We start from the raw sequence: 13,393 nt of genomic DNA, 5'->3' as shown, positions 1-13,393 counted from the left end.
GGCGCCGCTCCGGGAGCCGACCGCCGGGGCTGACGCAACGTGACGCTCCGGGGCGACGGCCCCATGAAGGAACGAGATGACGCAGAAGAAAGCCCTGGTGGTGCGAGGCGGTTGGGAGGGGCACCAGCCGGTCGAGGCCACGGAGCTGTTCCTGCCCTTCCTGCGAGGCAACGGATACGCCGTCCGGGTCGAGGAGTCGACCGACGTATACGCCGACGCGGCCGAGATGGCCGGCACCGACCTCGTCGTCCAGTGCGTCACGATGTCGGAGATCACCCCCGAGCAGCTGGCGGGGCTGAGCTCGGCCGTCACGGCCGGTACCGGCTTCACCGGCTGGCACGGAGGCATCGCCGACTCGTTCCGCGCCTCCTCCGACTATCTCCACCTGGTGGGAGGGCAGTTCGCGACGCACCCGGGCAAGGAACCCTGCGAGCGCCGGGGTGAGGCGGAGGACAACTTCCTGCCGCACACCGTCGACATCACCGAACTCGGCCGCGAGCACCCCGTCACCGCGGGCATCGAGGACTTCGAGCTGCACACCGAGCAGTACTGGGTGCTCCACGACGACCTCGTCGACGTGCTGGCCACCACCACCCATCCCACCCGGCCGTGGCATCCATGGCACCGGCCGGTCCGCTCGCCGGCGATCTGGACCCGTCACTGGGGTGCCGGACGCGTCGTGGTGACGACCCCGGGCCACAGTCTCGACGTGCTCCAGCACCCCGCCGTCCGCACCGTCATCGAAAGGGGCATGCTGTGGGCCACGCGCACCGCGTCGGCGTCGTAGGCCTCGGCGTCATCTCCCGCGTGTACCTGGACACGCTGCTCGGCCACCCGGCCGTACGGGTCACCGCGGTCGCCGATCTCGACGCCTCCAGGTCGGCCGCCCTCGCCGCCGGTCTGCCCGGCGTCGAGGCGCTGGCCGTCGAGGAGTTGCTGAGCAGTCCGGACGTGGACACGGTGCTCAACCTCACCGTTCCCGCGGCCCACGCCGAGATCGCCCTCGGTGCGATCCGTCACGGCAAGAACGTGTACGGGGAGAAGCCGCTGGCCGCCGAACTCGACGACGCGCGTGCCGTCCTGGAGGCAGCCGCGCAGGCCGGGGTCGGGGTCGGGTGCGCGCCCGACACCGTCCTGGGCACCGGGATCCAGACCGCGCGGGCGGCGGTGGCGGCCGGGCGCGTCGGACGCCCCCTGTCCGCCTCGGCCGTGATGGTGACCCCGGGCCACGAACGCTGGCACCCCAACCCGGACTTCTACTACACCAACGGGGGCGGGCCCCTCCTGGACATGGGCCCGTACTACCTCGCCTCCCTGGTCCATCTGCTGGGCCCGGTGCGTGCCGTGACCGGGGCGTCGAGCCGGCTGCGCGCCGAGCGCGTCATCGGTTCCGGTCCGCGCGCGGGCACGCGCGTTCCGGTCGAGGTCGACACCCATGTCTCCGGTGTGCTCGAGCACGAGGGCGGGGCCCTGACGACGATCACGACGAGCTTCGACGGCGTGGCCACCACCGCCGCCCCGATCGAGGTGCACGGCGAGAGGGGCACGCTCGCCGTTCCCGACCCGAACGGCTTCGACGGCGAGGTGCGGCTCTTCGAACTCGGCGCCACCCGGTGGCACACGCTTCCGCCGTCGGCCGGCTACGTCGGCGGCACCCGAGGCCTCGGCCTGCTCGACTTCGTCGCCGCGGACGGACAACGCTCCCCGCGTGCGAGCGGCGAACTCGCCCTGCACGTGCTGGAGACGATGAGCGCCCTCCTGCGCTCCTCCGCCGAGGGCCGGCGCGTCGAGCTGACGACCTCGGCGCAGCCGCCCGCTCCCGTTCCGCTGACGCCGGCCGAGGAGTGGGCAGGCGCTGCCACCCGTCGGCCGGCAGCGCGGTGAACCGGACGGGAAAAACGTTCCAGTCGCCCTGGGGGTAAACTGCCCGTCGCTCAGGGGAACCACGTCGTGCCTGGTGGCGCGGCTGCCACAGCGAGGGGGGTGGACGTCATGGCGGTTCGCCCCGCACGCATCCAGGACGTCGCGGCCGCCGCCGGGGTGTCGGTCTCCACGGTGTCGAACGTGCTGAACCGGCCCGAGCGGGTCAACGCCCTCACCGCCGAACGGGTACGTGTCGCGGTCGCCGCACTCGACTACGTACCCCATCCCGGAGCCGCCGGCCTGCGGACCGGCCACTCCTCCTCGATCGGCCTGGTGCTGCCCGACGTCGCCAACTCGTTCTACTCGCGCATCGCGCGCGGTGCCGCGGACGCGGCGTACGAGCACGGCTACTCCCTCGTGCTGTGCGACAGCGGGGACGCGCCCGAACGGGAGCAGGGCTACTTCACCATGCTGGTCGAACAGCGGGCCGTCGGCGCCGTGGTGGTCCCGCTCGGCGCCGATCCCAGCCGGCTGACGCGGCTGCGCGAACGCGGCATCCCCCTGGTGCTGGCGGACCGTGCGATACCGGCCGCGGACGGCTGCTCCGTCTCCGTCGACGACGTCGCCGGTGGCCGGATCGCCGTACAGCACCTCCTGGACTGTGGCGCGCGCGCGACATCCTCGTCGTGAACGGGGAGCGCGGGATCCGGCAGTGCGCCGACCGGCACCAGGGCGCCCGGCAGGCCGTGCGCAGCCGACGGGAGGCGCGGCTGGGGCAGGTCGTCGCCGAGGAGATGACGGTCGGCTACGGCACGGAGATCGCCCGCCGCCTCGACGAACTGCCCGACGGGATCTTCTGCACCAACGACTTCCTCGCCGCGGGACTGTGCCGTGGGCTGAGCGAGCGGGGCGTGCGCATTCCCGAGGAGGTGCAGGTGGTCGGATACGGCGACCTCGACATCGCGAGCTTCGTGGGGACGACCCTGACGACGGTCAGGCAGCCGGTCGAGGGTCTCGGCAGGGCAGCCGTCGAGATGCTGCTCGACGAGGTGGAGGCCCGCGCCGAACACGCCCACGAGACCCGGGTGTTCGCTCCCGACCTCGTCGTGCGGGACTCCACCCGGCCGCCGTCCGCTGCCTGAGCCTCCTCCCGGCGCTCAGCCGGTTCCGGGGATCCGCAGCGTCACCGGGCCCAGCAGCCCCGCCGCCAGCTGCGACGGGAAGGCCCAGGCGGTCGGTGTCGCCTCGGCGAGATACGGGGCCAGGGTGTTGTGGACGGTCACCTCCACCCGCACGGTACGTCCGGCGGCTCCGCCCAGTTCGAAGCGGTACGGCGCGCAGAACGCCTCGCCGACGCGCTCCCCGTCGAGGAGTACCGCGACACTGCCCCGCACCCGCCCGAGATCGAGCACCGGGTCCGGACCGGCCGGCACCTCCAGCACCCGCGAGTAGGTCACCCCGCCACTCCAGCCCCCCAGCCCCAGCGCGCACCAGTCGCCCAGCGGCAGCGGCGCCGGAACGGTCCGCACACGCACCGGTCCCCGCCAGGCGCAACCGCCCCGCAGCACGGCGGTGGGCGCGGTGACGACCTCGAACTCCGCCGGTGCGCACAGCGGTTGGTCCAGCGTCAGCGCCTGCGTCTCCAGCGGCGTCGGCGCGCCGTCCCCCACCCGCACCGAGGCGGGCAGCCGCAGCGGCAGGTCGACGGACACGGTGCCGGGAGGCACGGTGAACCGGAAGCGCTGGGCCCGCTCGTGGACGTCGTCGGTGCACCGCAGCGGCAGTACGGCGGTGCCCAGGACCGGGGCGCCGGTGAGCCACTCGGTGTCGGGCAGCGGGTGCGACCGAGTCGCGGCGTGGCAGTGCTGCAACTCCCCCCAGCGGCCCTCGTGTTCGACGGTGCGTCCGCGCCACTGGCCGGTCACCGCCTCCCAGCCGCCGCCGCCGGCCAGCGTGGTCACCGAGGCGTCCACACCAACCACGCAGTCGACGAACACCGCCTCCCGGGCGGGACCGCTGTCGGTCACCACCTCCAGGACGTGCTCGCCCTTCCCGAGGGTGAGCGCGTGGCGGAAGAACATCGGGACCGCGCCCCAGTCGGACTCGTAGTACTCCACCTTCTCCTGGCGTGCCACCACCACGCCGTCGAGCGACACGGTGACCCCCGCCGCGGCGCCCACCACCAGAACCGCCTCCGCACCGTCGCTCGCCGACGACAGGCGCCCGCGGTAGGTCACGCCGCCGTCCGGTCGTACGTCCTCGGGCAGGCACATGAACTGCGGACGCGGGGTGAACCCGCCGGGGCGGGACAGGCAGAAGTAGCTGCCCAGTGGGGTGCCGGCGGCGCCCGAGATCAGCAGCGGCCGGTCCTGGGCGCCCGACAGCTCGAATTCGAGCACGTTGCGGGGCCTGCCCACGTCCACCCGGGCGGAGGCGAGGTAGCCACGGCCCGTGTCCAGCCTCTCGCCGTTCCACCACACCCGCTTGGTGGCCGCCGCGCCGACGTGCAGTTCGGCGGGTCCACGATGGTCCGTCTCCAGGACGGCCCGGACCCGGGCCACCGCTCCGGCGCCGGGGACGGCGACACGGACGAACTCCTCGGGTACCAGTCCCTTGTTGCCGAGCAGTCCGTCCGGATCGGGGATCCCGCGGCTCGACGAGTACAGCGAGACCTCCCAGTCCGAGTCCGCGGGTACCAGGGGCAGTTCTCCCGCCAGGATCCGTTCGACCGAGGCGCCGTCCAACGGGTCGGGTGCGAGGGCCGAGGGGACCGGAGGCAGGACGCGCACCCGGTTGCCGTACGTAGCCCTGGCCCGCTCCCAGTTCGCGTCGGGCCCGTCCTCGTCCTCCGTCCACCGCATGGTCCACGTCTGCGGTTCGTCGACGGACGAGCCCGCGGGCAGCGCCAGATCACCCCAGGTGTTGTCCAGGGTGGGGACCAGCCGGCCCTCCCAACCGGCCGAGACGTCGACCGTCTCCACCGGCCCCGGCGGTGGCGCGACCGTCCGGGCCGGCGGGCCGCCCTCGCGCCACACGACGAGAGCGGCGGGCGCGCCGTCCAGGGCGACCTCGATGGTCGACAGGCCGTCACGGACGCTGACGGGCGCCGGCCGGCGGGCGCCGGTCGCCGGATTCCAGACCTCCGCCTCGGCGACGGCCGCGCGCACCGTGACGGACGAACCACGGGCGTAGCGTGCGGGGTCGATCTCGTGGCTGCCGCGCAGCGGATGAGTACGGGCATCCGGAAAGGCGCCCGTCACCAGGGCCACCGCCTGGTCGCCCTCCCTCCTGACGAGCAAAGGCACGTCGCCTCTCGCGTGACCGGCCGCGTCGGACACCCGTGCCGCTCCGGCCGCCGCGTCACTCGTCCGCTCCAGTCGTGGATGGTCCGACAGCGCAGCGACGACCGAGTCGTCACCGGCCAGTCCGGCCGCCGAGGCCGGGGGGCGGCCCACGACCACCACCCGGCCGCCGACGTCGAGGAGTTGCGTCAGTCTGCGGGCCGTCTCCTGCTCCAGGACGCTCGCCGAGGGCAACAGGACCGTGGTGTACGCCAGGTCCTCGAGGCGCAGGGACCCGTCGGCGGCCTCGGCGCGCTGGACCGAGGCGTCGTCGATGACGTCGAACGCCACGCGGTGCCGGTCCAGCGCGCCGATCCGCGGCCCCAGCCAGTTGTCGGTGCCGCACAGGTCCAGGTAGTGGCGCTGGGTCTCGTCGACGTCGGCGTGTCCCTCGCCCAGGCGGTCGTCTCCGAAGTGGCGGACGGGTGCGTCCAGGGGGATGAGGGACTGCATGGTGGCGGTGGGGTGCAGCACCGCCACGTCGGCGCTGTAGGTGCCCCAGGACATGATCGAGCAGATCCGGGCGACGGCCCGGGAGAACGCCGGGTACTGCGCCCAGTAGGGCTGGCGCCAGTCGGTGGAGGGTGGCGCCCACTCGAACCAGCCGCCGGCGGTGCCGAAGTAACTGGCGTGCGGGTTGTACAGGTTGGCTCCGCTGCGCAGGAACGGCAGGAGCCAGTCGTAGGTGTCCTCCAGGGTGCCGCCCCAGCCGGAGGAGTGGAACGCCTCGATCCAGACGCGCTCGTGGCCGTAGAGGTGGGCCATGGAGGAGTGGACCTTGGAGTCCCCGTGGTGGTCGCTGCCGGCGGCGCCGTACCAGCGGTGGGTGCGGAAGTAGTCGGAGTAGATCTGCGTGGACTGGGCAGGGAAGCCCGCGCGGGCGGGGTGGCTCTGGTCGGCGCCGACGAGCATGCCTCGTGCGTCGTGCCAGGCGGCCAGCGGTCTGAAGAGGGCCTCTTCGGTGAGTTCGGTGCGGACCGCGTAGTAGTCGGCGCGGATCTCGGCCGTGCGGGCGGTCGCCGGGCCGAAGAGGGCCGGCAGGTGGTCGAGCAGGTCGTAGCCGCGACGGGTGCGGAACTCCTCGGGCAGGCGGGGGCTCCAGGAGTTCGTGCCGGGCAGTTCGTCCTGGAAGCTTCCCGCGAGGACGTTGCCGAGGTACTCGGGGACCCGGCGGTCGTATTCGTGGTGGACGGCGTCCATCAGCAGGCCGACGGCGGCCGGGTCGAGATAGTCGAACGCCGTGGGGACGGAGACGACGAGCTGCGCCCGCGTACCGTCGCGGGCCGCGACCCGGGCCACGGCGGGGCCGGCGTGCGGGCCGTGGCCGGGGGTCGTGGTCGCGGACAGGCGTCGGCCCGTCAGGTCGTAGGCGCCCAGCAGGCTTTCGGTGCCGCGCAGCGCGATCGTGCCCCCGGCGACCGTCGCCGTGCGCAGGCGCAGCGCACGGCCGGCGGCCTGCGGGTGGCGGCGGGTGACGCCGCCCTGGACGTTGGCGCCGGAGAACCCGATCTGGTCGTAGAACCACAGGCGCGTTCCGAGTTCCGCGGCGATGCGGCAGGCGTCGGTGAAGCGGGCCCACCACTCCTCGCCGAACCAGGGCGGATCGTCGGTCCGCGCGCCGAAGGTGGGGCCGGCGGGCGCCAGATTGATCACCACGAGGTTGTGCACGCCACCGTCCGCGAACCGGCGCAGCTGCCAGGCCAGGCGCTCGCGGGTGACTTTCGCGCCGGACCACCACCACAGTGGGGTGGGGCCGAAGTCGCGGGGAGGATCGTCGAAGAGCTGCTGCAGAGCGGGAGAGATCACGGATGCGGTCCTTCCGGCCACGGCTCGGACGCTCTCGCGAATCAAAACGTTTTACATCAGCCTCACCGTAGGACACCTGGGACGTCTCCACCAGTTGCCGTACGCCGGCAGGGCACCGCCCCGTGTTCGCCCCGATACTTGCAGGACGTCTTGTTGGAACGTTTTCGGAATCCTATAGTCACTGCGACCCGGCCCCTGAGCCGCGACGTTCCCCTCCGCTCGGCCCATCCCCAGACGACGGAGTCGCATCATGGCCCGCATCCCGCCTGCCCCTGAGCTCCCGGAACAACCGATCCCCAAGCGCCTGTGGAACCTCGCCGCGCTGTCGGGCATGGCCTCGTACCTCGACGCCGCCCTCATCGTCAGCATCTCCGTCAACCTGGCCATCTACCGCGACAGTTACGACATGGGCGTGTGGATGGCCGGCGCGATCAGCGCGATCGTCACCATCTGCATCGCCGTCGGCTCCCTCGTCGGTGGCCGGCTGGCCGACCTGTTCGGCCGACGCCGCCTCTACAACCTGGACATCCTCTGCTACGCGTTCGGGGCCCTCGTCATCACACTGGCGCCGAACGACATCGTGCTCCTGGCCGGCGTCCTGGTGGCGGGCCTGGCGGCCGGTGCCGACCTGCCGACCTCCCTGGCCGTGGTCTCCGACGCCGCCCCCGCCCACGCCCGGGGGCGACTGGTCGCCTTCACCCAGGTCATGTGGGTGCTGGGGATCGCCGTCGTCATCTTCCTCGGCTTCGTCCTGTCGACCACGGGTATGACCGGGGCGCGACTCATCACCGGCCATCTGGCTGTCGCCGCTCTGCTCACCTGGCACCTCCGTTCCCGGCTGGAGCTGCACGCCGAGCCGGAGCCGTCCGCTGCCCCCGCCGCCGCGGACGGGCCCGCCGGGGCGGGCGCCGCCCCACACGGCGTCGCGCTGCGGAACGTGTGGAACCGGGCCACCCTGCTGCCGATGGCGGCGACCTTCGTCTTCTACGTCACCTGGGGCCTGGGCGCCAACACCTTCGGCCAGTTCGGCACCTATCTGCTGGTCACCGTCAGCGATGCCTCGCAGAGCCTGGCCACCGGCATCAACCTGGCGTTCATCCCGATCGGGCTGCTGCTGACCTTCGCGTTCGTGCGATTCGCCGACAGTCCCTGGCGTGACCGGCTGTTCTACACCGCGGCGGCGGTGCAGGTCGGCGCCTTCTGCGTCGCCTCCCTCACCGCGGGGGCGCTGGCGGGCATGCTCGTCTTCTTCGTCCTCTACCAGCTGTCCCACCCCTTCGCCGGCGAGGCGAACTACAAGGTGTGGTCGCAGCTCACGCTGCCCGCCGACACGCGTGGCACGACCCAGGGGATCACCTACGCCCTGTCGCGCGGGGTGTTCGCCGTCGCCGCCTTCTTCACTCCCGCGCTGCTCGACCGCAGCCCGGCGGTCCTGCTGTGGTCGATCACCGCCTGTATGGCGGTGGCGGGATTCGCGGGCGTGTTCATCGTCCGCGTCCTCCTGCGGCACTCCCCCGCGGTCGCCGCCCCGGCGGATCTGAAGGTCGCCCGGGCCTGAGCCGCATCACACCCCACAAGGAGGCCCACCATGGCGACGACCGAACCCCTCACCACGACGACCGGCGGCGCGGACCGGTCCACCGAACGGGCCGCCCTCCTCCAGGAGTTACTGCCCCAGGTGACGGGCCGCCGCACCCGGATCGGGCTGGTCGCGGGCGGGCTCGGCACCTACTGGCCGCAGTTCCCGGCGCTGCTGCCACAGTTGCGGGAGTCGGCGCGGTACGTCAGCGAACGGCTGCGGCTGATGGACGCCGAGGTGACCGACGCGGGCTTCGTCTCCGACGCCGAGGAGGGCGCGGTCGCCGCCGAGGAGCTCCGCCGGACGGACTGCGACCTGATCGTGCTGTTCCTGACGACGTACCTCACCTCGTCGATGGTGCTGCCGATCGCCCGGCGCGCGCACACCCCCGTGCTCGTCATCGACCTCCAGCCCTCCGAACGGATGGACCACGCCTCCTTCGACACGGGTGACTGGCTGGCCTACTGCGCGCAGTGCCCCGTGCCGGAGATCGGCAACGTCTTCCGCCGGGCCGGTATCCCGTTCCGGTCGGTGTCGGGCTGGCTGCGTCAGGAGTCGGCCTGGCGGCGCATCGAGCAGTGGGTCCGGGCCGCCCACGTCCGCGCCGCGCTCCGGCACGCCCGGCACGGCCTGATGGGACATCTGTATCCGGGCATGCTCGACGTGTCGACCGATCTGACCCTGCTGCCGACGACGTTCGGCTCGCACGTCGAGGTGCTGGAGTTCGACGACCTGCGCCACCGGGTGGAGAAGGTCACCGACGCGCAGACCCGTGAGCGCGTGGCTCTCGCCCGGCGGATCTTCGCCGTCGACGACAGCGTGGTGGACGAGGACTTCGCGTGGGGTGCGACCGTCTCGGTCGCGCTCGACCGGCTGGTGGAGGACTTCGGCCTGCACAGCCTCGCCTACTACCACCGCGGGCTCGACGGCGAGCTGCACGAGCGGCTCGGCGCCGGCATGATCCTGGGCGCCTCCCTGCTCACCGCACGGGGTGTGCCGGCGGCCGGTGAGTACGAACTGCGCACCAGTGTCGCCCAGTTGGCCACGCAGAGCATCGGCGCCGGGGGTTCCTTCACCGAGATCCAGGCGCTCGACTTCGAGGACGGGGTGGTGGAGATGGGCCATGACGGGCCCGCCCACCTCGCCGTCGGCGCCCGTGATCCGCTGCTGCGCGGTCTCGGTGTCTACCACGGCAAGCGGGGCTGGGGTGTCAGCGTGGAGTTCGACGTCCGGCACGGCCCCGTCACGCTCCTCGGACTCGGCCAGGACGCCGACGGCAGCCTGTCGTTCGTCACCTCCCAGGGCACTGTCGTGCCCGGCCCGCTGCTGAGCATCGGCAACACCACCACCCGCGTCGACTTCGGCCGTGACCCGGGCGAGTGGGTCGACGCGTGGAGCGCGACGGGTGTCGGCCACCACTGGTCCCTCTCGGTCGGCCACCACGCCGCCGACTTCCGGTGCGCGGCGAGCCTGCTCGGCATCGACCACCGGGAGGTGTGACCGGGCCCGGGACTCCGCGTCGAGGGACGGTGTGCGCGACGCACCGCGCACGGCGGCGACCGACCGGCGGTGGACGATGTCGCCGCACCTCAGCAGGGCTTGCGCCACACGCCGAGCTCCGGTTCCTTCACCATCGACGACAGGTTCAGTCGGCGGGACTCGGCGCAGAAGGCGCTGCGAGGTTCGGTGTACTCCACGTGGAACACCGCCTTGCCGGCCGTGACGAACGGGGTGAGCAGCGCGCACTCGTCGTACTGGGCGCACTCCTCGTTGACCGCGAAGTCGAAGTGAGCCAGCAGCTGGGGGATCTGGGGCAGGTCGTTCTTGAGGCCCACGGACAGTCCGCGCTCGTGGGCGAGGTCCGCGATCATGCGGTTGTACCTGAGCTGGTCGTCGGCGGTGAGCGGGAAGCCGGTGTCGTTGCCGTAGCCCTCCACCAGATCGGGCTCCACCGCGTCGAAGCCCTTGTCGCGGCACATGTCGAAGCGCCGTTCCATGATCGGGCGCAGGACGGAGAGCTGTCGGATGTCCAGCCAGCGCTCCCCCGCCCAGCCGTTGGGTTCGCCGAGCACCGAGCGGGGGAAGGCGGCCTGGTCCGGCCGGAAGTCCTCCCAGGCGCCCACGTTGACGTAACAGATGACCTTCCGGCCGGCGCGGTGCAACCGGGCCACGTCCGCCGCGGAGTTCTCGAAGCCGTCGATGTCGTAAACAGGCACGTTCGCCGACGGCTCGACCCTGCCGTCCAGTTGCCACTGCCAGGCCAGGCCGGGCCGGGGCTTCCAGCGGGTGGCGGGGCTCGCCGAAGGGGCGGCCGAGGACGAGGACGGCGCCGGAGCAGGGGTGCCGCCCGGGGTGGCGGGCTCCACCGGGTCCGGCGCCGACGTCCCGGAAGCCGTCGTGCGGGGCGCGGCGGACTGCGATTCGTGCGCCGCGGCAGGCCGCCCGGGGCTCCCGGAGCACCCCGTCAGGGCCACGGCCGCCAGCACGGTGAGCAGGGCCGCCGCGCGCAGCGCCCGGTTCCTCATCGCTCCACCCCCGTGAGGGCGGGCGTCAACCGGTCCCAGGGGTTGGGTGGTTCGCCCGTGACCGGACCGCAGACCGCCGCGCCGCGCTCGTGTGCGGTGCGCACGGCGAGGGGGACGAGCGCCTCGGGCACGCCGTAGACGAGGTGGCACAGTTGCTCGGGCGGGTGGCGTACGGTCCACGCGGGTCTGCTGAAGGCGGAGACGTACGTGGACCAGTGGCCCTCGAAGGTGACGGTCAGGTCGGCGAGGCGGGCGTACCCCGGGGCCGGGTGGACCCCGGGGTTGAGGACGACCGTCCCGGCGCCCTCGCGGCGCACGGTCCGCACCAGCCGACGGCAGGCCGCCAGCCCCTCCCGCGTCGCCGTCACCCGGTCGAGGAAGCAGCCGTCCGCCGCGTACCACTCCCGGTGCCGGCGCAGGTCCTCGACGACCTCCGCCGGGTCGCGCACCCCGTAGTCGGTGTCGGCGTAGCCCAGCAGCCGCGCCCCGGCCGCCCGCAGCGCGCCGGCCGCCGCGGTGAACGCCGGGTCGGGTCCGTCGCCCGGACCGCTGGCGGGGTTGAGGACGACCCCGTACGTGCGGGTCGCGGCGGTGATCAGGCGGTGCCAGGCACCCGGGTCCTCGGCCGGATGGACGTACAGCGGAATCAGCAGACTCACGGCGTACCGTCGCCTTCCCACAGCGCGGCCAGCGCCTCGTCGAGGGTGTGGTCCGGGCGCCAGCCCAGGGCCTGTTCGGCGGCGGTGATGTCGGAGCACTGCCACGACACCTGCCCCGAGCGGACCGACCCCGCCGCGGTCTCCTCGATCCGGCCCCGGAACCCTGCCTGGTCGGCCAGGCCGCGCACCAGGTCACGCACCGGGACGGCCCGGCCCCCGCCGACGTTGAGGACGGGCGGCAGCGGGCCGGGCGCGGTGGCCGCGAGCACCGCCGCACGGGCCACGTCACGTACGTCCACGAAGTCGCGGTACGCGGACAGGTCACCGAGCCGCAGTACCGCCTCCGGGTCGGGGCCGGCCTCGCGCAGCAGCGCGGCGATCCGGCCGGGCAGTCCGGTGGACGGCGCCCCCCGCCCCACCGGATTGCCGACCCGCAGCACCACCGCGTCCAGGCCGGAGGCGGTCACCGCGACGGTGCCCGCGAGCTTGGTCGCGCCGTACGGGCCGATCGGGCGGGTGGCCGCCTGCTCCGTCACCGGGAGGTCCGGGGTGCCGGGGCCGTACTCGGCCGCCGAGCCCAGATGGACCAGGCGGGCCGTGGGGGCCGCCTCGCGCAGGGCGGCGCACAGGACCGCCGGGCCACGGGCGTTGACCTCGGCGAGGGTGACGGCGTCGCCGCCGGTGGCGCCCGCACAGTTGATCACGGTGTCGGGCGCGGCCGACGCCAGGGTCTTCGCCAGCTGCTCCGGGCGGACGGTGGCGAGGTCGATGCCGTGCCGCGCGCCGGCGGAGCGGCCGCCGCCGAGCACCCGCGCGCCGGGCAGGGTGCCCAGCCGCTCGACGACGTGGGCGCCCAGATAGCCCGTGAAACCCAGGACGAGAATGCGCATGACGTGCTCAGGCTCCCTTGAGCAGAAGCGACTTGCGGGTGGTGAACTCGGCGTTGGCCCGGTCGTAGTCGTCCGGGCGGCCGATGTCCAGCCAGTACCCGTCGAACTCGTAGGCGTGCGGCTGGTTGCGGGCGTTCAGCAGGTCGAGGACCAACTCGTCGAAGCCCAGCGGCAGTCCGGGCGTGTAGCCCTCCAGCGTCGAGCGGGACAGACCGTAGACGCCCATGGAGACGTGGTAGTCCATGCTCGGCTTCTCGGTGAACGCGACGACCTTGCTGTCGTCGGTGGTGAGCACCCCGAAGTCGATGTGCACCTTGCGGGCGTAGGTGGCGATGGTCAGCGGGGCGCCGGAGTCGCGGTGCCGGTTCAGGACGTCGGCGTAGTCGAGGTCGGTGAGCACGTCGCCGTTCATCACCAGGAAGGTGTCGGGCAGCCGGTGGCGCAGGTTGAGCAGCGGGCCCATGGTGCCCAGGGGGCTCTCCTCGGTGGCGTAGTCGACGGCCAGGCCCCACTGTGAGCCGTCACCGACGTAGGCGCGGATGATCTCGCCGAGGTGTCCGATCGCGATGGTGCAGGTGGTGAATCCGGCCGTGGACAGCTGGCGCAGCACGATCTCCAGGATCGCGTGCTGGTCACCGATGGGCACGAGCGGCTTGGGCAGCGCGGTGGTGTAGGGCCGCAGCCGGACGCCCTTGCCTCCCGCCAGGATCACTGCGTGCATGAGACTCCT

General features: G+C 72.9%; 9 protein-coding genes and 1 pseudogene. 5 read left to right on the top strand and 5 right to left on the bottom strand.

All coding sequences use genetic code 11. The annotated features are described in order from the left end of the window. Positions 1 to 76 precede the first annotated feature (76 nt). From AQJ84_RS07770 to AQJ84_RS07760, 3 genes and pseudogenes are all read left to right on the top strand, one after another. On the top strand, positions 77 to 787 hold the full coding sequence (locus AQJ84_RS07770) for a ThuA domain-containing protein (protein ID WP_053190646.1): 711 nt from the start codon (positions 77 to 79) through the stop codon (positions 785 to 787). After that, a complete protein-coding gene (locus tag AQJ84_RS07765) occupies positions 757 to 1,884 on the top strand; it encodes a Gfo/Idh/MocA family protein (RefSeq protein WP_030045069.1) in 1,128 nt (375 codons plus the stop codon). The genes AQJ84_RS07770 and AQJ84_RS07765 overlap by 31 nt, the downstream gene beginning before the upstream one ends. Before the next feature lie 108 nt (positions 1,885 to 1,992). After that, positions 1,993 to 3,005 (top strand): annotated as a pseudogene (locus tag AQJ84_RS07760) (LacI family DNA-binding transcriptional regulator). A 15-nt stretch (positions 3,006 to 3,020) separates the two neighbouring features. On the opposite strand, the gene AQJ84_RS07755 reads toward AQJ84_RS07760, so the two are convergent. After that, positions 3,021 to 7,010 (bottom strand): glycosyl hydrolase, encoded by a 3,990-nt coding sequence (locus AQJ84_RS07755; RefSeq protein ID WP_053190644.1) that lies wholly within the window; start codon positions 7,008 to 7,010, stop codon positions 3,021 to 3,023. A 250-nt stretch (positions 7,011 to 7,260) separates the two neighbouring features. On the opposite strand from AQJ84_RS07755, the gene AQJ84_RS07750 reads away from it, so the two are divergent. Continuing rightward, on the top strand, positions 7,261 to 8,568 hold the full coding sequence (locus tag AQJ84_RS07750) for an MFS transporter (protein WP_053190642.1): 1,308 nt from the start codon (positions 7,261 to 7,263) through the stop codon (positions 8,566 to 8,568). A 30-nt stretch (positions 8,569 to 8,598) separates the two neighbouring features. Beyond that, positions 8,599 to 10,089 carry an L-fucose/L-arabinose isomerase family protein gene (locus AQJ84_RS07745; RefSeq protein ID WP_030045064.1) on the top strand — a complete coding sequence of 497 codons (1,491 nt, stop codon included), beginning with the start codon at positions 8,599 to 8,601 and terminating at the stop codon, positions 10,087 to 10,089. 89 nt (positions 10,090 to 10,178) lie between these two features. Here the strand turns inward: AQJ84_RS07745 and AQJ84_RS07740 are convergent, their stop codons facing one another. The 4 genes from AQJ84_RS07740 to AQJ84_RS07725 are packed head-to-tail and all read right to left on the bottom strand — an operon-like array spanning position 10,179 to position 13,384. After that, on the bottom strand, positions 10,179 to 11,114 hold the full coding sequence (locus tag AQJ84_RS07740) for an endo alpha-1,4 polygalactosaminidase (protein ID WP_030045063.1): 936 nt from the start codon (positions 11,112 to 11,114) through the stop codon (positions 10,179 to 10,181). Next, positions 11,111 to 11,773 carry a spherulation-specific family 4 protein gene (locus AQJ84_RS07735; RefSeq protein WP_030045062.1) on the bottom strand — a complete coding sequence of 221 codons (663 nt, stop codon included), beginning with the start codon at positions 11,771 to 11,773 and terminating at the stop codon, positions 11,111 to 11,113. The genes AQJ84_RS07740 and AQJ84_RS07735 overlap by 4 nt, the downstream gene beginning before the upstream one ends. Beyond that, a complete protein-coding gene (locus tag AQJ84_RS07730) occupies positions 11,770 to 12,663 on the bottom strand; it encodes an NAD-dependent epimerase/dehydratase family protein (protein WP_030045061.1) in 894 nt (297 codons plus the stop codon). Before AQJ84_RS07730 ends, AQJ84_RS07735 begins: the two co-directional genes overlap by 4 nt. Positions 12,664 to 12,670: 7 nt before the next feature. Continuing rightward, positions 12,671 to 13,384, bottom strand: a complete 714-nt coding sequence (locus AQJ84_RS07725; RefSeq protein WP_030045060.1) for a nucleotidyltransferase family protein — start codon at positions 13,382 to 13,384, stop codon at positions 12,671 to 12,673. Positions 13,385 to 13,393 lie beyond the last annotated feature (9 nt).

The organism is Streptomyces resistomycificus, from assembly GCF_001514265.1.
GTDB classification, from domain to species: domain Bacteria; phylum Actinomycetota; class Actinomycetes; order Streptomycetales; family Streptomycetaceae; genus Streptomyces; species Streptomyces resistomycificus.
Note: the sequence above shows the minus strand (reverse complement) of the source record. Positions and strands in the feature narration are given on the sequence as shown.